General features: G+C 50.6%; 23 protein-coding genes. 15 read left to right on the top strand and 8 right to left on the bottom strand.

The window, feature by feature from the left end:
- Positions 1-31: 31 nt before the first annotated feature.
- The 5 genes from ftsE to FM042_RS08310 all read left to right on the top strand — a co-directional run bounded on the left by ftsE (position 32) and on the right by FM042_RS08310 (position 4,183).
- The gene (gene ftsE, locus FM042_RS08290; protein ID WP_143235955.1) at positions 32-733 is read left to right on the top strand and encodes a cell division ATP-binding protein FtsE; all 702 of its coding nucleotides are present in this window, start codon (positions 32-34) and stop codon (positions 731-733) included.
- Positions 733-1,719 carry a permease-like cell division protein FtsX gene (gene ftsX / locus FM042_RS08295; protein WP_143235956.1) on the top strand — a complete coding sequence of 329 codons (987 nt, stop codon included), beginning with the start codon at positions 733-735 and terminating at the stop codon, positions 1,717-1,719. The genes ftsE and ftsX overlap by 1 nt, the downstream gene beginning before the upstream one ends.
- 200 nt (positions 1,720-1,919) lie before the next feature.
- Positions 1,920-2,774 (top strand): RNA polymerase sigma factor RpoH, encoded by an 855-nt coding sequence (gene rpoH / locus FM042_RS08300; RefSeq protein WP_143235957.1) that lies wholly within the window; start codon positions 1,920-1,922, stop codon positions 2,772-2,774.
- A gap of 18 nt (positions 2,775-2,792) precedes the next feature.
- A complete protein-coding gene (locus tag FM042_RS08305; protein ID WP_143235958.1) occupies positions 2,793-3,047 on the top strand; it encodes a YkgJ family cysteine cluster protein in 255 nt (84 codons plus the stop codon).
- A 14-nt stretch (positions 3,048-3,061) separates the two neighbouring features.
- Positions 3,062-4,183 carry a serine hydrolase domain-containing protein gene (locus FM042_RS08310; protein ID WP_143235959.1) on the top strand — a complete coding sequence of 374 codons (1,122 nt, stop codon included), beginning with the start codon at positions 3,062-3,064 and terminating at the stop codon, positions 4,181-4,183.
- Here the strand turns inward: FM042_RS08310 and FM042_RS08315 are convergent.
- A complete protein-coding gene (locus FM042_RS08315; protein WP_143235960.1) occupies positions 4,180-5,364 on the bottom strand; it encodes a murein hydrolase activator EnvC family protein in 1,185 nt (394 codons plus the stop codon). The two genes, FM042_RS08310 and FM042_RS08315, sit on opposite strands and share 4 nt — an antisense overlap.
- A gap of 1 nt (position 5,365) precedes the next feature.
- A complete protein-coding gene (gpmI, locus tag FM042_RS08320; RefSeq protein WP_408608855.1) occupies positions 5,366-6,901 on the bottom strand; it encodes a 2,3-bisphosphoglycerate-independent phosphoglycerate mutase in 1,536 nt (511 codons plus the stop codon).
- Positions 6,902-7,217: 316 nt separating this feature from the next.
- Between gpmI and FM042_RS08325 the strand changes: the two genes are divergently transcribed.
- The 3 genes from FM042_RS08325 to gpsA all read left to right on the top strand — a co-directional run bounded on the left by FM042_RS08325 (position 7,218) and on the right by gpsA (position 9,277).
- Positions 7,218-7,673, top strand: coding sequence for a rhodanese-like domain-containing protein (locus FM042_RS08325; RefSeq protein WP_143235962.1), 456 nt, complete (start codon positions 7,218-7,220; stop codon positions 7,671-7,673).
- Positions 7,674-7,736: 63 nt separating this feature from the next.
- On the top strand, positions 7,737-8,249 hold the full coding sequence (gene secB / locus FM042_RS08330; protein ID WP_143235963.1) for a protein-export chaperone SecB: 513 nt from the start codon (positions 7,737-7,739) through the stop codon (positions 8,247-8,249).
- Positions 8,250-8,263: 14 nt separating this feature from the next.
- Complete coding sequence (gene gpsA, locus FM042_RS08335) at positions 8,264-9,277, top strand: NAD(P)H-dependent glycerol-3-phosphate dehydrogenase (RefSeq protein ID WP_143235964.1); 1,014 nt, start codon at positions 8,264-8,266, stop codon at positions 9,275-9,277.
- A 60-nt stretch (positions 9,278-9,337) separates the two neighbouring features.
- On the opposite strand, the gene slmA is transcribed toward gpsA, so the two are convergent.
- The 3 genes from slmA to coaBC form a co-directional block, all read right to left on the bottom strand.
- Positions 9,338-9,931 (bottom strand): nucleoid occlusion factor SlmA, encoded by a 594-nt coding sequence (gene slmA / locus FM042_RS08340; RefSeq protein WP_143235965.1) that lies wholly within the window; start codon positions 9,929-9,931, stop codon positions 9,338-9,340.
- Between the two features lie 61 nt (positions 9,932-9,992).
- On the bottom strand, positions 9,993-10,451 hold the full coding sequence (gene dut, locus FM042_RS08345) for a dUTP diphosphatase (protein WP_143235966.1): 459 nt from the start codon (positions 10,449-10,451) through the stop codon (positions 9,993-9,995).
- Between the two features lie 33 nt (positions 10,452-10,484).
- A complete protein-coding gene (gene coaBC / locus FM042_RS08350) occupies positions 10,485-11,741 on the bottom strand; it encodes a bifunctional phosphopantothenoylcysteine decarboxylase/phosphopantothenate--cysteine ligase CoaBC (RefSeq protein WP_232366405.1) in 1,257 nt (418 codons plus the stop codon).
- Positions 11,742-11,828: 87 nt separating this feature from the next.
- Here coaBC and radC point away from each other — a divergent pair, with 87 nt between their 5' ends.
- The 5 genes from radC (at position 11,829) to FM042_RS08375 (ending at position 15,765) form a co-directional block, all read left to right on the top strand.
- Complete coding sequence (gene radC / locus FM042_RS08355) at positions 11,829-12,515, top strand: RadC family protein (protein ID WP_143235968.1); 687 nt, start codon at positions 11,829-11,831, stop codon at positions 12,513-12,515.
- 147 nt (positions 12,516-12,662) lie between these two features.
- Positions 12,663-12,899, top strand: a complete 237-nt coding sequence (gene rpmB / locus FM042_RS08360) for a 50S ribosomal protein L28 (RefSeq protein ID WP_143235969.1) — start codon at positions 12,663-12,665, stop codon at positions 12,897-12,899.
- 28 nt (positions 12,900-12,927) lie between these two features.
- Positions 12,928-13,083 carry a 50S ribosomal protein L33 gene (rpmG, locus tag FM042_RS08365; RefSeq protein WP_007420939.1) on the top strand — a complete coding sequence of 52 codons (156 nt, stop codon included), beginning with the start codon at positions 12,928-12,930 and terminating at the stop codon, positions 13,081-13,083.
- A 117-nt stretch (positions 13,084-13,200) separates the two neighbouring features.
- Entirely contained in the window at positions 13,201-14,430 is a 1,230-nt protein-coding gene (locus FM042_RS08370) for a methyltransferase (protein WP_143235970.1), read from the top strand.
- A 99-nt stretch (positions 14,431-14,529) separates the two neighbouring features.
- The gene (locus tag FM042_RS08375; RefSeq protein ID WP_185960747.1) at positions 14,530-15,765 is read left to right on the top strand and encodes a DUF418 domain-containing protein; all 1,236 of its coding nucleotides are present in this window, start codon (positions 14,530-14,532) and stop codon (positions 15,763-15,765) included.
- On the opposite strand, the gene FM042_RS08380 is transcribed toward FM042_RS08375, so the two are convergent.
- Complete coding sequence (locus FM042_RS08380) at positions 15,762-16,469, bottom strand: 2OG-Fe(II) oxygenase (RefSeq protein ID WP_232366406.1); 708 nt, start codon at positions 16,467-16,469, stop codon at positions 15,762-15,764. The genes FM042_RS08375 and FM042_RS08380 overlap by 4 nt on opposite strands.
- Positions 16,470-16,564: 95 nt before the next feature.
- Here FM042_RS08380 and mutM point away from each other — a divergent pair, with 95 nt between their 5' ends.
- Positions 16,565-17,374 carry a bifunctional DNA-formamidopyrimidine glycosylase/DNA-(apurinic or apyrimidinic site) lyase gene (gene mutM, locus FM042_RS08385; protein WP_143235973.1) on the top strand — a complete coding sequence of 270 codons (810 nt, stop codon included), beginning with the start codon at positions 16,565-16,567 and terminating at the stop codon, positions 17,372-17,374.
- On the opposite strand, the gene bioH is transcribed toward mutM, so the two are convergent.
- Positions 17,371-18,180, bottom strand: coding sequence for a pimeloyl-ACP methyl ester esterase BioH (gene bioH / locus FM042_RS08390; protein WP_143235974.1), 810 nt, complete (start codon positions 18,178-18,180; stop codon positions 17,371-17,373). The two genes, mutM and bioH, sit on opposite strands and share 4 nt — an antisense overlap.
- Before the next feature lie 55 nt (positions 18,181-18,235).
- Between bioH and FM042_RS08395 the strand changes: the two genes are divergently transcribed.
- Positions 18,236-18,922 (top strand): ComF family protein, encoded by a 687-nt coding sequence (locus FM042_RS08395; protein WP_143235975.1) that lies wholly within the window; start codon positions 18,236-18,238, stop codon positions 18,920-18,922.
- 46 nt (positions 18,923-18,968) lie between these two features.
- On the opposite strand, the gene FM042_RS08400 is transcribed toward FM042_RS08395, so the two are convergent.
- The gene (locus FM042_RS08400) at positions 18,969-21,623 is read right to left on the bottom strand and encodes a M14 family zinc carboxypeptidase (RefSeq protein WP_143235976.1); all 2,655 of its coding nucleotides are present in this window, start codon (positions 21,621-21,623) and stop codon (positions 18,969-18,971) included.
- Positions 21,624-21,726 lie beyond the last annotated feature (103 nt).

A 21,726-nucleotide genomic window follows, 5' to 3' on the forward strand; every position in this document is an offset into this window, starting at 1 on the left:
AAAAGCGATAATAACAATAAGGCACTAGCCCATGATCCGCTTTGAACAAGTCAGTAAAACATACCCCGGGGGCTTTCAAGCTCTCAAAAAGGTGAGCTTTGCCCTCGAATCTGGCGAGCTTGCGTTTCTGACCGGGCATTCCGGGGCAGGTAAAAGTACTTTATTGCGATTAGTCGCGTTGATGGAGCGGCCTTCTGTCGGGCGAGTACTCATTAACGGTCATGACTTGAATAAAATCACCCGTAAGCAAATCCCGTATTTGCGGCGCGACATCGGCATGATCTTCCAAGACCATCGGCTGCTGATGGATAAAACCGTGTTTGATAATGTGGCGTTACCTTTGTATATCGAGGGGTACACGCAAGCGGAAGCGAAAAAGCGGGTGCAGGCGGCGTTGGATAAAGTGGGCCTCGCGGGCCATGAACGCAAGTTCCCGATTATGTTATCAGGGGGTGAGCAACAGCGCGTGGGTATTGCCCGGGCGATAGTGAACAAGCCTCCCTTACTACTCGCCGATGAACCCACCGGGAATCTAGATCCTAAGTTATCGCTCGAGATTATGAGTTTATTTGAGTCGTTTCACCAAGTGGGTGTGTCAGTGTTGATTGCAACGCACGACTTGGCTTTGGTGGCTCGCATGCGCCATCGTAACTTGGTGTTAAAAGACGGTCACATGATCGATGACGGTTTAGCTTCGGGTGGCTATGACCCGCTCACGGAGGAGGACTACTAATGGGCTTCCTAAAACGTGGTCAGGATACTCGGCAAGGCGCCCGCAGCGTACAAATCTCGCGCTGGCGCCGGTTTGTCATGTTCTGGGCGAATAATGCTCAACAAGCTATTGGTAGTTTGGGTGAGTTAGCGCGCACGCCATGGGCGTCGTTGATGACCATTGCGGTACTCGGGTTGAGCCTCACCTTGCCTTCAACCTTGTACGTGGTGGTGAAAAATAGCCAAGCGGTAAGTGCCGAGTGGGATACCGCTGCGGAAATCAGTTTATTTTTACGTAAAGACTTACAAACTCAGGAATTACAAGGGTTTCGTGAGCGCGTACGCTTATTAGAGCAAGTAGAGTCTATTACCTTTGTCGATCGGGATAGCGCCCTGCGAGAGTTTCGCGAAAGCAGTGGATTTGGCAGCGCTATAGATTACCTGCAAACCAATCCGTTACCCGATGTACTCATTGTAGTGCCTGTGCCGGAGCATCGCAGCGCAGATAGGGCAAGGCAATTACTGGAACAACTTGAGAAAGAGCGGGAGGTCACTTCTGCCACCCTCGATCTGCAGTGGTTAGAGCGACTGCAAGCGCTCGTGCGTGTGATTGAGAACAGTTTTGCTGGCTTGGGTTTGTTGTTGTGTATCGCTGTGGTGCTCATTGTTGGGAATACGATTCGTTTGGCTATTTTGAATCGCCGCGATGAAATCATGATTATGAAGCTGGTTGGGGCAACCGACGGCTATATTCAACGACCGTTTTTATATACGGGCTTCTGGTATGGCGTGATCGGTGGGGTGATTGCATGGATTGCCACAACCTTGTTGATCTGGTGGATTAGCGCCTCAGTGGTGCGATTAACCGCCTTATACGATAGTAAGTTTCGCCTGCAAGGGCTGGATTTTAATGACATGATGGTGGTGTGGGGTATCGCGATTGGCCTTGGTTTATTGGGCTCATGGATTGCCGTTCGTCGCCATGTAGCTGCCATTGAACCCCGATAATTACCCAGGAAAGCATTCTGTCATCAAATGGTTACAAAGGGATGTTACAACAGGCTTGCAACCCAGTTAAGAATTGCTAGAATGAGGGTCCACTGGGGATCAGGGAATCGGCTCGATGAGCGATCCAAAACGGAAACTTTTCGTAATTTAAAGGGTCCAAACTGAGTCTCCAAACATCGCTTGAAGTAGTGAGGAAAGCAATGACTGCACATACTCAATCCATGGCTATAATGGTCCCTAAAACAGGGAGCCTCGAGTCATATATCGCGTCGGTGAATAGCATTCCGATGCTTAGTGCAGAAGAAGAGAAATCACTGGCCGAGCGTTTACAGCAAGATGGCGACTTACAAGCTGCAAAGCAGTTGATTATGTCGCATCTGCGCTTTGTAGTTCATGTTGCCCGTAGTTATCAGGGATATGGGCTGCCGCAGGCGGATCTTATCCAAGAGGGTAATATTGGGCTCATGAAAGCGGTAAAACGCTTTGACCCAACCGTGGGTGTTCGCCTGGTCTCTTTTGCCGTGCACTGGATTAAAGCTGAAATTCACGAGTACGTGTTACGTAACTGGCGTATCGTGAAAGTCGCAACCACCAAAGCACAACGTAAATTATTCTTTAATCTTCGCAAAGCCAAGAAGCGTTTGGGCTGGTTTACTCACGATGAAGTAAACACGGTAGCCCAAGAACTTGGTGTCAGTAGCGCCGAAGTAATGGAAATGGAGTCGCGCATGAGCGCCCATGATGCCGCCTTCGATGCCTTTGCGGACGATGACGATGGCGATGCGGTATTTGCGCCGTCGCAATATCTTGAAGACAAGTCGGCCGATGTGGCTGCTCGTGTCGAGGCAGATAACTGGGAACAACATGCGAGTCAGCGTTTGGCCCATGCCTTGGCTAGTCTCGATGAGCGCAGCCAACACATTGTGCGAGCACGTTGGTTAGACGACAACAAAGTCACCTTGCATGACTTAGCGGCTGAGTACCAAGTATCTGCCGAGCGAATTCGTCAGCTTGAGCAAAACGCAATGAAGAAATTGCGTTCTGCAATGCTCTAACGCCGCTGTAATACAATCATGAAATGCCGGATGGGGTGCGGTGCGTGTTGCATCGCACCATCCATTTCTAGCCCAATCCCCGGAATGCCTCAAGGCAAACCTGCCAACACCCGCTGTGTACAATTAACCGACGACAATCTCTGCGCATTGTTTGGGCAACCAGAACGGCCCTTGGTGTGTGAACAGTTTCAAGCCCAAGCCGATATTTGCGGCACTAGCCGCGATGAAGCCCTCATTTTGCTTTCCGATCTTGAACAAGCCACCCTCAGTTAACTAATCTAAACAGCATGAAACCCATTGTGCTGGCGTTTTTAATCGTTCTGTTGATGTCGAGTTGCAGTATGCTCTCGCCACGCTCATCCCTATCTGAAGCGCAGCTCATACACAGCTTGGATGAATACGTTCAAGGCATCGAAGCGCAAGGATTTTCAGGGTTGATTGCGATCTATGTTGGCGATCGGCGCCTGTACCTGCGAACGCATGGCTACGCCGACCGTGAAGCCCAGCGATTGATTGACGAAAACACCGTGTTTCATTTGGGCTCCGTCTCGAAGTCATGGACAGCGGCAGCCATCTTATCTCTCGTGAATGAAGAAAAGCTGAGCCTTGATGATAGTTTGCGCGAGCTGCTTCCCTCAGCTGTAGTGGCAGAGATCGACGAGTCCCATAGTTCTATTGATATTCATCAGTTACTCACCCATAGCGCCGGGCTTGAAGATTTCCCCGTCCCCTGTTCACAAGCTGAAGCAGGCCATCTTGGCCGTGATGAGTTTCTTCAACATGCATTACAGGTTCCGCTTAAATATCCTTCTGGGCATCAATTTGCGTACTCGAACGCAGGCTACGATATCTTGGCGGCCATTGTTGAAATCATCGAGAACCAACCTTTCGAACAGGTGCTAAAAACACGCTTCTTTGAGCCATTGGGTCTCACGGAAACTGGAACCGATCCAGGTTTGTGGTCATCGGAACGCATTGCCGTGGGCTATGATCAGCATGGAAAACGCTGGGGACGTTTACATGAATTATTTTGGGGTGACCACGGTGCGCTTTGGTGCAACAGAGGCTCTGGTGCCCTGCTGAGCACCGCTGATGAATTGCGGCAGTGGGTAAGTGCACTTATGCACAATCAGGTGGTCTCTGATGCTTTATGGCAGCATATAACCACCAGCTATGTGGACGAGGGCACTGGCGCATATTATGGCTATGGTTGGAGTGTGTATGAAACGCAACGGTTTGTGGAAATAGGGCACACCGGCAGCTTGAATCATATTTTGGAAGCGGATGTGCGGGTGTATCCGCAGACAGATGTTATTGTGATGGTGCTGGGCAACAGCGGTGAATTCCCAGCCACAGAGGTGCTTGAACCAATATTACCTCAGGTGCGTCGCTGGCTCAGTGGGCGTTAGCGCCGAATATAAGGACGCGGATTGATCGGATTCCCTTGCTGGCGTATTTCGAAATAGAGTCCAGGCTCTCGCTGGCCACCACTTTGTCCGACGAGAGCGATGGTTTCACCGCGGCGCACCCCTTCACCAACATTCTTGAGCAATGCTTGGTTATAGCCGTACAAGCTCATATCACCTTCGCCGTGGTCAATTACCACCACCATACCGTAGCCACGCAACCAATCTGAATAGATCACCCGGCCATCAGCAATGGCTTTCACTTCGGTTTCAGGGGCTGCGTCGAGAACCACGCCTCGCCAGCGTACTTGGCCACTACGCTGGTCACCAAAATTATGACGGACATTGCCTTGAACCGGCCAGCTTAACTGACCACGAAGTGCTGATAACCCTGCGAGCTGGAAAGGCTGCCGAGACATCACTTCTTGTAAGGCGGTTAGCATCTCTGTGAGGTCTTGTTCATTACGTAACATGGTATCGAGCTGAGCTTGCTCTGAGCGCTGCTCCTGCTCTAAGCGCGCGACCAGTTGTTGCTGTTCGCGCTGCTTAGCGGCCAGCTCTGTGCGCTGGCGCTCTTGTTGTTGACGGGTTTGCTGGAGCGCTTGTTGCTGACTTTGCAGCTCGCGTTGTACATCAGCCAACTGCTGCTCAAGCGCATGGAGTTTCTCGAGTTGCTCAAGGCGCGCTTCATTTAAAAAGCCATAATAGGCGAGCATGCGTTCAAATCGGGCGGGGCTTTGCTGGTTCAGTAGCATTTTTAGAAAGCTATGATCACCGTTGCGGTAGGCGCTTTCAATTTGATCGGATAACAGTTGAGCCTGTTGTTCTAAATCGCTTTGTAACCGTGCTTGCTCTTGTTCAAGTTCAGTAATGTGCGATTGCACTGACTGAATCTTTTGGTCGGTCGCTTGCAGTGCTCTTGCCGCCTGTTGCACTTGCGTTTCGAGCTGGCGTAATTCACGTTCGCTCCGGCTTAAGCGCTCTTGCCGGCGCTCGAGCCGCTGCCGGCTTTGCTGAATTTCCCGTTGTAGTTGCTGCAGTTGTTGCTCGGTTTGTGCCGCTTCCGCCGCTGCATTATTACTTTGCGCAAACGCCGCGGGCAACCCACATAGACTGAGCACACAGAGTACAGTGATCAGTAAGCGTGAGTTGCGTGGGCGTGATGAAGCAAGCACCAAAGCCATATTAATCCTTTAACTGCATGAGCACCTTGCCGGTCATCTCCGGTGGTGTGTCCATCCCGAGTAAATGCAACATGGTCGGGGCGATATCAGAGAGTCGACCACCGCTCACCGGCGTGGCGTCACGGCCAACGTAAATTAAGGGAACTAAGTTACTGGTGTGCGCCGTGTGCGATTGGCCAGTTTGGTGATCACTCATTTGTTCTGCATTGCCGTGATCCGCAGTAATTAAACATTCACCTCCCTGTTTTCTCAGTGCTTCAACCACGCGCCCCACGGAGCGATCAACCGCTTCACAGGCTTTAATTGCTGCTTCGAAGTTCCCAGTGTGTCCGACCATATCACCATTTGGATAATTACAAATAATCACATCGTATTTACCCGACTCAATCGCCTCGATCAGTGCATCGGTCAATGCTTCTGAGCTCATTTCCGGTTGCAGGTCATAGGTGGCCACGTTCGGTGATGGAATCAATACACGATCTTCGCCAGGAAACTTGTCTTCCTGCCCGCCGCTGAAGAAAAAAGTCACGTGGGCATATTTTTCGGTTTCAGAAATCCGTAATTGGGTCTTGTTATGTTTGGCTAGCCACTCCCCAAGCACATTGGTAAGTGCCTCCGGTGGGAATGCCACAGGTGCATTAATATCGGCGGCATATTCGGTGAGGGTAACAAATGCGCTAAGCTCGGGGCGGGAAGCGCGGTCAAAGTGAGAAAATTCCGCATCGACGAAAGCCCGCGTCAGTTCTCGCGCTCGATCGGCACGGAAGTTCATAAAGAATACGGCGTCATGATCGGCAATGGCATTGCCCTTGGATAACCAGGTTGGCTGCACGAATTCATCGCTTTCGTTGCGATCGTAAGCCGCCTGTAAGCCGCTCACGGCATCATCGGCCTGGTGCATGCCCTTGCCTTGCGTGAGCAGTTGCCAAGCTTTCTCAACGCGATCCCAGCGATTATCCCGATCCATGGCGTAGTAGCGACCGCAAAGACTAGCAAAGTGCACACCATCTAATTCAGCAAATGCTTTTTCAAAGCGTTCAATAGAGGCCATAGCCGAGCGTGGTGGCGTATCGCGGCCATCGAGAAACCCGTGTATGTATACTTGTTTGGCGCCTTTTGCTTTGGCAAGGGCCACCATGGCGAGCAAATGATCTTCGTGGCTATGCACGCCACCGGGAGATAGCAAGCCCATCACGTGCACCGCAGCATCGGCGTTAATGGCTTTGGTCAATGCATCGGTGAGAACGGGGTTTTGCTGAAACTCGCCGTCTTCAATGGCTTTGGTGACTCGGGTAAAATCTTGGTAAACAATACGGCCAGCACCTAAATTCACATGGCCAACTTCGGAATTCCCCATTTGACCGTTGGGGAGGCCAACGGCCATGCCGGAACCGTCGACTTGGGTATTAGGAACCGATGTATAGAGTGCATCAAGAACAGGGGTATGGGCGTGGGCAATGGCGTTATCCGGGGCATCTTCACGACTTCCCCAACCATCGAGAATTAATAATGCGAGAGTGTGTTTCCGAGATTCCACAGCAGCCATGCAGCACCTTCTTCTTTGATTCTCATCGATGAATGTCATCAAGCCCCTGAAATACGACGCTTTCTAGCATCGTTAAAGGCCTAAAATGAACGTGTTTGATGTTCAGAAATTGCTCTGTAGTTTACTGCATTTAGCGACGATAAGCATCCGTTCTCATGATATTTTACTGGCATCTGTGTGCTGAGACGGTATACTCTTGCGCTATCTTTTTCCGGTGTAAAATCGGACGCAAGCAAACGCAAGACTGCCACAATTTTATCGCGTTCCGATTTTCGGAGACAGGTGGCAACAGTAGTCAGGAGAGGGCATGGACCAGTTTTTCCAATTTGTTACCGAACATTACATTTTAAGCACGTTGTGGATCGTGGTGTTTGTGATGCTGGTGATGGATATCATGAAAAAGCGATTTTCATCATTGCAGCCGCTGAAACCACAAGAGGCCGTGCTAAAAACAAATCGCGGTGGGGTTTTTGTTGATGTGCGCACCGATGACGAATTTGCAAAGGGTCATATTGCGGGATCAAAACACCTCCCATTAGCAAAAATTCGGGCGGGTGACATAAAAACGCTTGAGAAATTCAAAGACGCCCCCATAGTAATGGTATGCAACTATGGAAACACTGCGCGCACCGCTGGAACAGCACTCGTGAAAGCAGGATTCTCACAGGTGTATGTGTTGCAAGGAGGCCTACAGGCGTGGCAAGGTGCCAGCCTACCGGTTAACAAAGCGCAACCGAAAAAACAAAACAAAAAGAAATCGTAACGTAACAACACAACGATATCCTTTTCATTCAAATCATTTAGTTAGATAAAGCAGGAACGTATTATGGCTGATGAACAGCAAAACGCACAAGCAAATGGCGCTGCCCAAAACGAACAACAAAAAGCGCAATTCCAAATTCAGCGCATCTATGTAAAAGATGTGTCTTTTGAAGCGCCAAATAGCCCAGCTGTATTCCGCAAGGAATGGAAGCCTGAGTTGGCTGTTGATATGAACGTAAGTAACACCAAACTTGAAGACAACGTGCATGAAGTGGTTCTGACCTTGACTGTGAAGAACACAGTAGGCGAAGACGTCGCGTTCTTATGTGAAGTTGCACAAGCCGGTATCTTTACCATTGCTGATGAAGTTGCTGAGCAAGCACGAGCGCATACCATTGGTGCATTCTGCCCAACTATCCTGTTCCCTTATGCACGGGAAGCGGTAGCAAGCTTGGTTAGCAAGGGAACTTTCCCACAGCTGAACTTAGCACCAATTAACTTTGACGCGGTATTCGCGCAGCACATGCAACAGCAACAAGCGGCTGCAGGCGAAGAACAACCTAAAGCTGACGCGTAAGTGAGTCAGTAACTGTGGCTGATTTAAGCTCAGTAACGGTATTAGGGGCGGGGTCGTATGGCACCGCCCTTGCTATCTGTATTGCCCGTAAAGGGCAACGCACGATTTTGTGGGCGCGCGACCAAGCGCAAGTTGAGCAAATGCAACGTACCCGCGAAAACAGTCGGTATTTACCCGATTGTCCCTTTCCAGATTTACTCACTGTAGAAACCTCATTGCAAAAAGCAGTGCAGGCCTCGGATACCATTTTAGTGGTGGTTCCAAGTTATGGTTTTGCTGAAGTACTCAAACAGATCGCGCCGCACCTTCGTGCTTCGGCAGGTGTTGCTTGGGCAACGAAAGGCTTAGAGCCAGAAACCGGGCGTTTACTATCAGAAGTGGCCACGGAAATATTGGGTGAAGAGCGTGCATTAGCGGTGTTATCAGGCCCAACCTTTGCGGGTGAAATGGCGAAAGGCATGCCCACCGCCATCGCGGTTGCGGCCAACAAAAAAGAATTTGTAAGCGAGCTTTCCAAAGCCTTACATTGCGATCGGTCGTTCCGCGTGTATCTCAACGACGATTTCATTGGCATGCAGCTCGGTGGTGCAGTGAAAAACGTGATTGCGATAGGCGCTGGCATGGCCGATGGCCTCGGATTTGGCGCCAACACCCGCACGGCATTGATTACGCGGGGGCTAGCAGAAATGACTCGCTTAGGCCTTGCATTGGGCGGCAAGCCTGAGACGTTCACTGGTATGGCTGGTTTAGGTGATTTAATTTTGACGTGCACCGATAACCAATCTCGCAATCGACGCTTTGGTCTCGCTATTGGTCAGGGCAAAACAGTTGATCAAGCCATGCAGGAAATAGGGCAGGCGGTTGAAGGGTATCGTAATACCCGTGAAGTGGTGGCCTTGGCAAAACGCTTCGGCGTGGAAATGCCGATTTCTGAAGAGCTCTATAAAGTACTGTACGAAGGCAAAGATCCGAAACAAGTCGCGCAAGATTTATTGTCTCGAGCGCAAACCTCGGAAAACTCTCTCTAACCGCACTGGGGCTGTGCGTTGGTTACAAGCGATGCGCAACCAACGCATTTCAAACTCAAGCTACGACTCAAGTAATTGCTTCTCGAGCATAATCCATTGTTGTGCAAAGTTCTCGGATGGTTTCTTTTTGAAACTTGAACGCACATATTGGCTAAGTTTGCCTTCGACATAAGCCATCACAATATTCGCTAACATGCCTTCGTCGCTATTAAATTGAGTGCCTTCGCGCATCCGACGTTCGCGTAATATCTGCTTAATCTGACTTTCTAATCGCTCAAATAAACTAATTACGCGGCCCCGCAAGCGCTCATGCTCGCCCATCAATGCATCGCCAATCAGCACACGAGTCATCCCGGGGCTTTGTTCGGCAAAACGCAATACCAAACCTACGATTTGACGCACTCGCTCCATGGTTTGCTTTTCGTTTTCCAGCACTTTGTTGACGCCACCGAGGAGAATATCTTCGATATGAGAGATAAGGTCATCAAACATCCGCGCCTTCGACGGAAAATGACGGTACAGGGCCGCTTCAGATACACCGACCTCTGCCGCTAGCTTGGCCGTGGTGATGGGTTGGCCAATATGGGTTTCAAGCATATGTGCGAGTGTCCCGAGGATCTCCTCGCGACGATTCGATTTCCGAGTTGTGGTCATCGTGTGTTCCCTGATTTTTTATGTTATGCCAGTTGTGGGCCGGCTTCTTTCATCGTTACTGTTAGTGGCGTCCGGAAGAACCAAAGCCGCCGTCGCCGCGGTCGGAATCGGAAAATTGACTCACCAAGTTAAAATCGACCTGAACCACTGGAACGATCACAAGTTGTGCGATGCGCTCACCGGGTTCGATGGTAAATTTGCTCTGACCGCGATTCCATACCGACACCTTGAGCTCGCCTTGGTAGTCGGAATCAATCAGCCCCACCAAATTGCCCAACACGATACCGTGCTTATGACCCAATCCTGAGCGCGGCAAAATTGTGGCTGCTAAACTTGGGTCGGCTATATGAATCGCCAAGCCTGTTCCGACCAACTCGGACTGCCCTGGCTCGAGGGTAATCGCATGGTTTAAGCAAGCGCGCAGGTCTAAACCAGCCGATCCAGGTGTTGCGTAGGCTGGGAGAGGGAATTCTTTACCTACACGAGGGTCGAGAATTTTTACGTCAATTGATTTTTTCATAGGACGGTCAGTTCTTCTTATTGTCGTTAAAATTTAAGGTTCTTCGGGTTGCGACGTTGTTTGTTGGGCAATAAAGCCAATCACTTCAGTCGCTATCGATTGCTTGCTCTGAGCTTCCAGGTGCTTCTTATTATTCTGCCAAAATACCGTGACCGCATTATGATCGCTGTTAAAGCCGATATTGGTATTACTCACATCGTTGGCAATGATCATATCCAGATTCTTACGCTGCATTTTATCTTTGGCGTAGTGATCTAGGTTCTGGGTTTCTGCCGCGAAGCCAACGCAAAAAGGCTTCGGTGACTGTTTTGCTACCCAAGCTAATATATCTGGGTTTTTCACTAGCGACAGCTGCAAGCTATCTTCCCCATGCTGCTTTTTCATTTTTTGCGACGCCATACTGGCTGGACGAAAATCGGCCACAGCAGCGCAACCAATAAATACATCCATATCGGTGACCGCCTGGGTGGCCTTGAGCATGTCGTCTGCGGTAATGACATCGATGCGCTGCACGCCGCTTGGGGTGGATAATTGCACTGGCCCGGAAATCAAGGTCACCCGCGCGCCTGCTGCCTGTGCTGCAGTGGCTAAGGCATACCCCATTTTGCCGGAGCTGTAATTACTCAAGTAGCGCACGGGGTCGATGGCTTCGCGAGTGGGTCCCGCAGTAATCACCACGTGTTTGCCTTGCAGTGCACCGGGGCTTTCGGTTTTGTTAAGCGCGCTGGTGGCTCCAAAGAAATCGCGAATCCGTTGTAAAATTTCGGCTGGTTCAAGCATACGCCCTGCACCAGTTTCACCGCAGGCCTGAGAGCCTTCCGCAGGGCCCCAAATCAGTTTGCCATCATCTTGCAGTAAACGGAGGTTACGTTGCGTAGCATGGGCCGACCACATTAAGCGATTCATCGCAGGAACCACGGCAATGGGTGAGTCCGTAGCTAAACAGAGGGTGCTAAATAAGTCATCGGCAAGGCCGTGGGCTAACCGCGCCATAGCGCTTGCCGTTGCCGGAGCAACAACAATGAGATCAGCCCAGCGGGCCAGCTCAATATGGCCCATGGCCGCTTCGGCCGCTGGATCGAGCAAATCGTCGTGTACCGGGTATCCAGAAACCGCCTGTAACGTTAGCGGTGTAATAAAGGCTTTGGCGCCATGGGTCATCACCACGCGCACTTCGGTGCCTTCATCGCGCAAGCGACGCACCAATTCCGGCGTTTTATAGGCAGCGATCCCGCCTGTCACAATCAGCAATAGCTTACGCTTTGTAAGGCTTGCCATAGTTGTTTCCATGCTAGTGAGTCCTTACCTTTTAAGATACCACGACAGATATCAGTTTGGCACGTTTCAATCATGTTTGCGCAGAGGCAGGGAAGCAGAATGGAAGGAAAGGGAGCAATTAAAGCATGGGCGCCAGAGGAGCGTCCACGGGAGCGCTTGGCAGCTCATGGGCCGGCGACATTAAGTGATGCAGAGTTACTCGCGGTCCTGTTTGGCACCGGCAGTGCGGGCAAAGATGTACTTACTTGGAGTCGCGACGTGCTGCAATCAAGTGGCGGGCTTGCCGGATTAATGACCATGGAGCCACAGCATTTGTTGGATATTCCAGGTATAGGATTGGCCCGCAGCATGCAAATTCAGGCGATTTTGGAGCTCACGCGGCGCTATCTTGCTGCAACTCTCAGAAAAGGCGAAGGATTTACCCGTCCGGAGATGGTTCGGGACTATTTAGCAGCGCAACTTCGCCATCAGGGAAGGGAGGTATTTGTGGTGTTATTGCTGGACAGTCAGCACCGTTTGCTGCATTATTGCGAGCTGTTTTACGGCACCATAAATGCCGCTCCGGTGTATCCGCGTGAAATCATTAAGCTGGTGATGCGTTATAACGCTGCAGCTGTGATTCTCGCGCATAATCACCCCTCCGGAGTCGCAGAACCCAGCGATGCGGATCAACGTGTCACGGATCGTATTGGCGCAGCGCTACGAACGATAGATGTGAACCTGCTCGATCACTTTGTGATAGGAGCGGGAGAAACGGTGTCTTTCAAAGAGCGCGGGTGGCTGTAATTGAAAATTCATGGGCAAATGCATAAAAAATGCCCGGTAAAGCTTGTTTTTACCGGCGATTTTTAGTATAAATTGCGCCCTCGATTTATAGGGCAAGGCCATCAGGGCGATTAGGCGAGCTTGCAAAGCAATTTCGGAGTAACGAACATGTCACGAGTATGTCAAGTAACAGGAAAGCGGCCAGTGGTTGGTAATAACCGCTCACACGCGAACAATGCGACCCGCCGTCGTTTCCTGCCAAACCTGCAAAGCCACCGTTTTTGGGTGGAAAGCGAGAAGCGTTTTGTAAAATTACGCATCTCTACGAAAGGTATGCGGATTATCGATAAGAAAGGTATCGATTCAGTTCTTGCTGATCTGCGTGCTAAAGGCGTCCGGGTTTAATTCCGGCTAGAACGAAAGGAATAATACGATGCGTGATAAAATTCGTCTGGTTTCTTCTGCTGGTACTGGATTCTTCTACACCACAGATAAGAACAAGCGCAACATGCCGGAAAAATTTGAAATCAAGAAATTTGATCCAGTAGTTCGCAAGCACGTGATGTTCAAAGAAGCGAAAATCAAATAATTTGATTCTCCACGTGTGAAGATCGAAAAAACCCGCTGCTTCCAAGCTGCGGGTTTTTTGTATGTTCTGGATAGTTCCTTAAGTGTCGCGTAAGCGCAAAAGCAGGCTCTGTTGTCCGTGTCCCCGTCAGCATTCGACTCTGAAAACTTAGAAGCCACCCTGTTGGCCTATGGTCGCGTACTCATGCGCTATCGTAACCTATGGGATATTACGCCCTTTCTAGCGGTTGGCTGGGAATCCGGCATACCTGAGCTGGAAAACACCATGGCATCGCTTACAGAGGGGGATATCGCCCATTTCGAGCGCAACCCGGAGGCACTTTATCAAGCCATAGCCGGATTCTTTCCCGAACTTAGTGAACTGCCAACCCCGCAGTTATCCGCATCCACAGGCGCTGATATTCCGTTCTGGTTGCACACGGGCATTGGCGGACGCAAACTCACTCAAATTCAACGCTTTGTGGCCGCGTTACCAAACAGGCCTGTGGCAAAGACGGGGTCTACCCATCAACAAGAATCCGTACTCGAATGGTGTTCTGGTAAAGGCTACTTGGGGCGCATTGTGGCGTTCTCTCGCAAGGCGTCGGTGGTCAGTGTTGAGCTGGCAGATTCTCATTGCATTCAGGGTGCCGCAGCCGCCGCGAAATTTGCACTGCCGCAGGAGTTTATCCGTGCCAATGTATTAACGGAGAGCGAACGAATCCCTTTTGCTGATGTACACCGCGCTGTTGCATTACACGCGTGTGGCGGTCTACACACAACACTGATGACAACGTCTATTGCTTGTCAGCTTGAGGCGCTACATATTGCTCCTTGCTGCTACCATTTGCATGGTGAAGGTGAGTATCAGCCTATGTCCCGTTATGCGCAAACGCATGATCTGGGCTTAAGCCGTGATGCGTTAAAGTTCTGTGTACAAGGATTGGTGACCGGCGGCGATCGTATTGCCCGCCTGCGCGAACAAGAACTCATCTGGCGCTTGGCCTATGAAGCGTGGCGGCAGTCTGTCACTGGTGATGCCAGTTATCGATCGTTACCCTCTGCCCCGAAATCTGTGTTTCAGGGGGAGTTTCACGTATTTGCAGTATGGGCGGCTAAGAAGCACCATCTGTCTGTGCCCGATTGCATTCAGTGGTCGCCCTTTCTCATTGAAGGACAAGCTCGCGCCCTTGCAGTGCGTCGTATTGAATTGATGCGCCATGTGTTTCGTCGTGTTCTGGAACTTTGGCTGGTGCTGGATCGCGCTCTCTATTTGCATGAACATGGGTACCATGTGCGTGTAGAGGAATTTTGCGACTACCAGGTAACGCCCCGCAACTTAATGATTCACGCCCAGCGAAAGAATTAGCCGCTTTTTTTCTATCCATTCTGGCGAACTTCATTTTCCAGTTTATACTCTTGAGGGTGCGAGATACCCATAGAGATAATAACAATGACTACTTCAAGCATGACTTCTACGGCGACGCCAGTGCAATCCGCAGAGCGGATGCATGTTCTTGATATTCTTCGCGGATTTGCTTTGTTCGGTATTCTGATGATGAATATCGAATACTTTCAGCGACCCATGCAAGCGATCATGTTGGGCTTTGATCAATCGCAAGTCGGTATCGACTACGCGGTGGGTTGGTTTGTGTACGTGTTTATCCAAGGTAAATTCTATACCCTATTTTCACTTCTTTTTGGTATCGGGTTTGTTATTTTTCTCGACCGTGCTCGGGAAAAGGTGGCTAAACCGCGACTCTTGTTTTTGCGTCGCATCCTGATCTTAGCCGCTATCGGTGCATTACACGCATTCTTGATTTGGGCTGGGGATATTCTCTTACTCTACGCTTTTGTTGGCTTGTTTTTGATGTTGCTATTTCATAACACCCCGGTGTCGCGTTTGTGGAAATGGGGCCTGGTGCTACTTATCTTCCCACTCTTACTATTTCTGCTTGGAGCATGGGGAATCGCCATGGGTATGCAGGCGGATCCAGACACCATGATCAACGCCTTTAGCGCCCAGCAATCCGCGCTATTGAGCGACATGGAGAGGGCTGATTATATATATTCTCAGGGTAACTTTTGGGAAGTGGTGCAATGGCGCATGTATGAAATGGGACAATTATATTTAGGCGCGGGGTTCCTATTTTTTATTCCCTCGATTTTGGCCCTGTTCTTGTTTGGTGCTGCCGCCGCACGTGCAGGCTTATTTCGAGATATCGCGGCAAATATTCGGTACTTTAAACGCTTCGCTGTGCTGGGTTATGGTCTTGGCGTACCGGCAGCGCTGCTGTTTGGTCAGTTCTCAATGAATTTGGACATGCTGATGCCAACCTATCAGGGGGCGTTGGCCTTAACCCTGCAAACGGTTGCGAATATTACGCTTTGTTTTGCCTATATCAGTACCTTGGTGCTGTTGATGCATTACGGAAAACGTTGGGTACAGGTATTTGCTCCTGCTGGTCGCATGGCGCTCACCAACTATTTGCTGCAATCCTTGGTATTTACGCTGATTTTCTACGGTTATGGTTTGGGCTTATATGGAGAGGTAGGTCGTGCCACAGCAACCCTCATGGCTATCGCTTTGTATGTGGGTCAATTGACCGCTAGTGCGTGGTGGTTGCAGCGGTATCAATATGGGCCTATGGAATGGTTGTGGCGCAGCTTAACTTACGGACGCCGACAAGCCTTTAAGCTTTAGGCGGGCGGATCAATGCGCTGAGCGCTCGACGTATTATGACGGAACCATCCGGTAATACTAAAGCGCTCTTTGTGCGCCAATTGTACTTCGTGTACAAAGGTATCACTGAGGAAAATCACGAAGGTATTCTGTTGCGGAAGCACGGTTTTTAACACCTCGCCTTTCTCGCCATACATTACCAACGCGCCACCATCCTGTGCCCGCCAGTCTGGGTTTAAATAATACACCGTAGTAAGCACGCGATTTGAGCGGCCTTTAAAGGCATCGAGGTGCTTTTTGTAGAAGCTGCCGGGTTGATAGCGCGCTAAGTGACACTCGTAATCAAACAAGCCCATAAAAAAAGAACGATTCAGGTGAATCCGCAGTTGCTCCATGGTGTCGAGATACGCGCGCTCTACGGCATGCTCTGGCTGTAACCAGCGAATCTGATCACTACGTACTCGGGTATTCACCGTATGTAATTGCTCGCGGCCAATACCGGCAAAGTTCCAATCGGGTTCACCGAGTTGGCGGGCATAGGTATAGAGCGCTTCGGCTTCACTCGGGGGAAGGAAGTCTGGAATAATCAGGTAGCCCTTGTCGGCTAAGTTACTGAAATCATAAACCGCAGGATCGAATGTGAGACGTCCATCGGTGGCCGCTAGAAACTCACGGGTGAGGGATGGATCGTCTGCTTGCGTGATGACAGGGATCACTTCATTCACAGCGCTAGCTCCTACAGGTAACGAGGTGCATAATATAGTCATCTATCCTGTTTCAGGGTATACAAAAAATACACGATTAATCAAATGGATACATAATGCCTGAATTGCCTGAAGTAGAAGTGAGTCGATTAGGGATTAGCCCTCATGTGGAAAGCCAACGGGTGCGCGCTGTACGAGTATGGCAACCGAGGTTGCGTTGGCCTATTCCCGATGCGGTGCATCTATTGCAAGGAGAGCCCATTATTCAAGTGCGGCGGCGGGCAAAATACCTTCTCCTTGATAGTACTCATGGTAGCCTCATTCTGCATTTAGGGATGTCGGGTAAGTTATGTGTTGTGCCGACACAGACGCCACGGTTAAAGCACGACCACTTTGAGCTCGAGTTAGAGACGGGCAAAAGTATGCGACTCAATGATGCGCGCCGCTTTGGTGCGGTATTGTGGCAACCGGCAAATGAAACCCATGCTTTGTTGGCAAACCTAGGCCCGGAGCCACTCACAGAAGATTTTTCTGCCGACCACTTATTTCAGCAAAGTCGGGGTCGTTCCGCTCCCGTGAAAAGCTTTATTATGGATAACCATGTGGTGGTTGGAGTTGGGAATATTTATGCCAATGAAGCCTTGTTTGCTAGCGGTATAGACCCGAGGCGAGCGGCGGGGCGGATCAGTAAAGCACGCTTTCAACGTTTAACCCAAGAGATCAAATCCGTATTGGCCCGGGCCATTGTGCAAGGGGGCACCACCTTGAAAGATTTTATGCAGGCCGACGGAAAACCAGGCTATTTTAGCCTTGAACTTTCGGTGTATGGCCGTGCTGGTGAGCCATGTGTGGTATGTGAGCGCCCACTTTTGCAAAAGCGCATTGGTCAGAGAAATACCTTTTTCTGTGCCCATTGTCAGCGTTAATTCCGCGCATCGTTTGCGCTGATAAGCGCTTCTACAAATGCCTCTGGCTCGGTGATAAAAGGCGCGTGCGCGCTGTTTAAAAACACCTGGCTCTGATCGTTCTGGGCGCTTAAGGTGGTACTAATTGCGTCGGCAATAGTCGCAGGCACCAACGAGTCACGGCGCCCGTATAGACGAGTCATGGGCACGTCAATAGCGCAAAGCTGACTGCGTAAATCCACCTGGGCCAACCATTGCAATCCGGCTTCAAGAGCTTCTGCATGAGGCACTGGTTTACTCTTGAGTAACGTACGCATCGCTTTTATTTCAGCCCGTGCTTGCGGGCTTCCTAAGGCCTGCACTGATAAAAACCGATCAATGGTTTTGTTCAGGTCTGAGCCTAACTGCGCACGAAAATCGCGTAATACATCAGGATCGATACCCGACCACTCGCTTGTTTTGAGAAAGTGAGGTGAGCTGGCGATAGTCACTAAGCGATGCACCCGTCGCGGATGGCGCAATGCTATCTCGGTGGCAACCAAACCACCCATTGACCAACCGGCAAGAACACAGGGGTGATCGATATGCGCAGCAATGACGTTGGCGACCCGTGCACTGGCGTGGCTGAAATCGGCGTCTGGCGCTTCCCAGCCGGAATCCCCAAATCCAGGAAGATCCATGGTCCACACCCGATAATGGCTCGTTAGGGATGGCACAATGGGGTCCCAAATGGCTTGATTGAGTCCCCACCCATGCAATAACACTAGATCACGCCCTGATTGTCGGGAATTATGTAGGTTAAGGCTTAATTCTGTGGTGGATTTCACGTAACGGCTCACTTGTTGGCTAGGCTAGGGTGATAGTAATCACGAAGGATGACGAATGCAGGGCATAATAACGGGTTGGCGGGCGTTGCGCAAAGTAGGTGCCTGTTGGCTATGTCGCCAATATCAGGAGTTGGATCACGGTTTGTGTTCCGTCTGCTTAGAGGATTTACCGCGCTTGCCGCCACGCAATTGCCAGCCTGCTATTGCGACATCTGAAGCGGCTCAAGCATGCCGCATGTGGATTGCGGCATTGTCCTATGAAGCACCGGTGGACCGTTGGTTTCAGGCCTATAAATACGGCCATCAACCGCTCTTGGCGAACGCTTTCGGGCAGTTACTTGCGGCGCAGGTGATTGCTACTTACCGGGCACAAAAGATCTATCTCCCTGAAGCCATTGTTCCGGTGCCGTTGAGTACTGCACGCTGGTTTAAACGTGGCTACAATCAAGCGCAATTGCTTGCGCAAGCCGTTGGGGAACTGTTGGATATTCCAGTGCTTTTCCCATTGCGGCGACGCTATACCCGAGAGAGTACGCGCCTGCATGCCAAAGACCGCGTGCGTAATTTATGTCAGGCGTTTTATTGCAAGGAGCCCTTAGCCGTGCAACGGGTAGCGCTGATCGATGATGTCATTACCTCAGGTGCAACCATGAATGCCGCTGCCCGTGCATTGACCACAGAAGGTCGGGTATTGATCGATGGCTGGGCGTTTGCATACACGCCGACAATAGATAAAAAATAACCCCGTCTAGACGGGGTTATTTTCAATGGTGCATGAAGATTGCGGATTAGTGGGCGTGTTCGTGCGCGTCTTCTTCCACAGCCTCTTCGTCTTCGTCAGCACCGGTGCCTAAGGCATATTGTGACCAATAAAGCGCATTGGCCATCAGTTTTGTGGTGCCCCAGAAATAGCCTCGGAAATTCACGTTATCAGAAAAGCCGATTACACGACCGGAACCTAAGCGGTGCGCTACAACCGTTGATTTGCCGCCCAATACTTCGCGGTTACCGGTTGAGGTAAAGCCTGCTAATACAGGGTTCTCCACATAGCGCGCCACATCCACGAACGGTGCTTTATTGGTTTCAAAGGCCATGGTGCTGTTCTTAAATATCGGCAACTCAGCACGAGGGAAGCCCACCGTAAGTGGATGACTTAAATCAAGACGCGTATTAAAAATAGCGCCTGCAATACGTTGTTGCGCAAAGAAGTCACTGCGATCACCATAACTGAGGCCTTCGCTCGGGAATTTCTCGCGGAAGGTCTCTTGGCTCACCATGGATGCTGATAACAGGTTGTTTTCTGTCATCCAGCGGGCACCGCCTTTCTGGCCAATTAACACACCACCAGAACGCACCCATTGCTGCAAGCGACCACGGAAGCGATCACTGAAGGTACGGTAATGGCCATCCACCAGAATAATATGGGTATAGCGGTCAATATCGGCACGGTCCAGGCGCTGCGTTTCGATCATGGTGACTGGGAGGTTGAGATCACGATCCAAGTAATACCATGCTTCACCCGCTTCTTGCAGGTTGGTACCGAAACCAATCACCAACAAGACGTTGGGGAGCTGGGCCGGGTCGATGCTGCGGCTACCGATATCCATGCCCACACTCGGCGTTAAACCGCGGGCAATGGTATGCACAGGTACCCGGTTGGCATCAGCCAGTTCTTTTAGTAGATCTTGCACTTCATTCCAAGGGCGTTGTTGGTAGGCCCGTGTGACAAGCACCGTGCCCCGCGGGAAGCGCTGCTCACCATTCGGTGTACTGATGGTCATGTCATCCGCAGCCAAACGGGCGTGCACGTCATTGCGCAGCAAGTGAGTTAACACGCGTGGAGCAAAGTGCGGTTCCCAACTGAACGCATAACCAACACGGGTATCACCAAGCTCATTGGGTGTGAAGGTATCAGGCTCAGACCAGGCTTCGCTGCTTACGCGGAAGCGACGATTCTGGCGCAGTTCACTGAACTCCACATTAAAGGCCATGGGTAATGTCCACGCAGAGACATCGTAGAAGGTGTTATCTGGGAAATCCTGACGTGTGGTAAATGCACCCTTCAGTAAACGGTAGTTTCGTTGACGAATCGGCACCCAGTATGCTTCACCGGGACGATAGGTGACATTACTGACGGTAAACTCTTCGCTGACCGGATAGGCTTTAATGCTATGTGCCGCAAGAATACGCAGGAGTTCATGCATGCGGCCTTCGTCGGCTTCTTTTAGCATGTATCCGTCAAAGCTTTCGCGACCAGCGAGTTCCATATTTTCTTTAAAGAAACGCTGTTGGAAGTCGAGTAACTTATCGCGATGGGCTACGGATCCTCGAATCGTCGATAGCGACGTCACGAATTGATTTTTAATCGTGAATGGGAAAGATACGTCACCATTAATGGATTCTTGCAAGTGGCCTCGCGACGACGCCTGTTCGAACAAAATCGCGATAGTTCCTTGCGCATCTGGGTAGCTAGAGCCTTTGCCGTAATAGAAATCATCAAATGACTCTTCGGTGTAATACAGGCTATGAATTTCGTCTAACGCATCCGCATGGAACTCGGCTAATTTCTCGGTCAATCTTACGTTTTCGTCTGGCGTTAACGGATTCTTCCGGCTTGGAATGCCCGGTTGGAAAAAGTAAGTGGAGTCGGTGCCCATTTCGTGGTGATCGGTTAATACATTTGGCATCCAGCGCTGGTAAGTATCAATACGCGCTTCTGATTCTGGGTGTTGCAGTAATAACCAATCACGGTTTAAATCAAACCAATAATGATTCTGGCGACCGCGCAACCAATCTTGTTGGTGCTCAATATGCTGACGGTCATTGCTTGGTGTCATGGACTTGTATTGGTTTACCCAATTGGCAAACCGAGCGATACCGTCGGGGTTATACATCGGATCAAGCAAAATCACCGAGTTATCGAGCCAAGCATCGATCTCCTCGCCCTGAGCCGCCGCTAGATAATAGGCAGTGATCAGCGAGGCATTCACACCAGAGGATTCATCACCATGCACACTATAGCCCAAATAAACTACGAGGGGAGCTTCGGTCGCAGTTACATTTTGCGCGGGATCGGTGACCGCAAGATGCTGCTGGCGCATCTCTTCTAAGCGACCTTGATTCTCCGGCGCACTGACCTTGAGCACCATTAATGGGCGCCGCTCGTGGGAATACCCAGTCACTTTCAATGTCATTCGGTCGGACGCATCAGCTAGTGCTTCTAAATAACGATGCACTTGCTCTGGGCGGACATGCCATTCGCCGACCTCGAAGCCGAGGAACTCAGAGGGCTTTGGAATGGACTCATCGTAAGTGACATGATCGGGTAAATAATACTTTAAGTCGATATCACTGGCCTGAGCGGACAGACCAAAAGCCGCTACGAGAGCGACAATGGCGCCAGTGGTTTGCCGCAAAGCGCGGCGAGATAAACGTGCAATCATTGAGTTATTCCCCTGTTATACATCGCGATCACCCTAACAGAAGGTATAAAAACTACCAAGCGGGTTACTATGCAATGCGCTTCTGATGCGATAGAATAAACCC

The organism is Aliidiomarina halalkaliphila (assembly GCF_007096385.1).
In the GTDB taxonomy this organism is placed as follows: domain Bacteria; phylum Pseudomonadota; class Gammaproteobacteria; order Enterobacterales; family Alteromonadaceae; genus Aliidiomarina; species Aliidiomarina halalkaliphila.